General features: G+C 40.3%; 1 protein-coding gene and 1 pseudogene. Both read left to right on the top strand.

All coding sequences use genetic code 11. The features are described 5' to 3' along the window. A pseudogene (locus tag HMPREF0518_RS06660) lies at positions 1-1,314 on the top strand (L-lactate permease); the annotation flags it as partial. Then, positions 1,307-1,516 (top strand): bacteriocin immunity protein (locus HMPREF0518_RS06655; RefSeq protein ID WP_003627322.1); only part of this gene is annotated, 210 nt, incomplete at its 3' end. The pseudogene HMPREF0518_RS06660 and the gene HMPREF0518_RS06655, both read left to right, overlap by 8 nt.

The following is a 1,516-nucleotide window of genomic DNA, read 5'->3' as shown; positions in this document are numbered from 1 at the left end:
TTTTAAATTGCCGGTTTTAGATACTATGACAGGAGCCCTAGAAGGGATCATCATGGGTATTTGGCCAATCATGTTCGTAATCGTGCTGGCGTTATTTGCGTACAATGTAACTACTGAATCGGGCGGAATGAAAATCATTCAGAACATGCTGGCTACGATTTCAACTGATAAGCGCATTATCGTGCTAATTATTGCTTGAGGCTTTGGCGGCTTTCTTGAATCAATTGCCGGTTTTGGTACAGCGGTCGCAATTGCGGCAAGTATTTTGATTGCTTTTGGGTTAGATCCAATTAGAGCGTCAGTAATTAGTTTGATTGCCAACACCACTGCAACAGCATTTGGTGCAATTGGTTTGCCAATTTTGACATTAGCTGAAGTAACTAACTTGAAGCAAGAAAATTTATCCTTCATTGTAACTTTGCAATTATTCGTTTTGGTATTGCTAGTGCCATTTATTTTGGTAATTTTGACGGAAGGCAGCATTAAGGCTGTTAAAGGCGTTGGCTTGATTACCTTGATGTCAGGACTTGGCATGGCTATTCCCCAGGTAATAGCCGCTAAATTTGTTGGTGCAGAATTACCTGCAATTGTAGGTTCACTTTGCTCAATCGCTATTACGGTTTTGTTTACCAGATGGCATGAAGAGGAGAAAGAACCTGATGTGGAGCGCCCAAGTATGAAGGAAATGCTTAAGGCATGTTCACCATTTATCTTGGTCTTTATCTTCGTCATTTTTGCCTCATCATTGGTAGCGCCAGTGAATAATTTGCTCAGCAAGGCTACAACTAACTTGGTTATTTACACTGGCAAGAATCCTAATACCTTGGCTATTTCTCCAGGAACATTGCTTTTGATTTCCACATTAATTGGGGGGAACCATTCAAGGCGTTAGCTTTAAGAAAATGATGCAGATTTTAGGACAATGCATTAAGAGCGTGTGGAAGACCACGATTACGGTTTGTGCCATTGTAGGACTTGCTTGGACCTGTTTATCCATTGTTTGCACCGTTAATTGGAGCTCTTGGAACATTCTTAACAGGCTCCGCTACTTCAGCTAACGTGCTCTTTGGTAACTTGCAACTGTCAGCTGCAACGGACTTAGGTGTAAGCAAGTACTGGATTGTAGCGTCGAACATGACGGGTGCAACGGCAGGGATGCTGTCACCACAGAATATTGCCGTAGCAACCTGTGCGATTAATCGTGAAGGTGATGAAAGCGAGATCTTGAAGGAAACTGTCAAGTGGGGCAGTCTGTATCTCGTGATTTGTTGCGTCTTCTTGTATGTAGTTGGTTTAGTTGCAGGTAATGGATGAAAAATTAAAATCTGTTCTGCTTAGTATGAAAACACAGCCAGATATTACTGGTGATGTTGAAGCAATGACAATAATTGATCATGCTTTAAGTGAAATAGAACAAGATATTGATCTAAATAAGGTTATTTTTAAGTTAAATCAGGAAATTGATAATTATTCGTTGATGCATGATTTCAAGTTACCATCAACGTTAACTAAATTA

Source organism: Lactobacillus helveticus DSM 20075 = CGMCC 1.1877 (assembly GCF_000160855.1).
GTDB classification, from domain to species: domain Bacteria; phylum Bacillota; class Bacilli; order Lactobacillales; family Lactobacillaceae; genus Lactobacillus; species Lactobacillus helveticus.
This window is presented reverse-complemented; position numbering and strand designations above follow the sequence as displayed.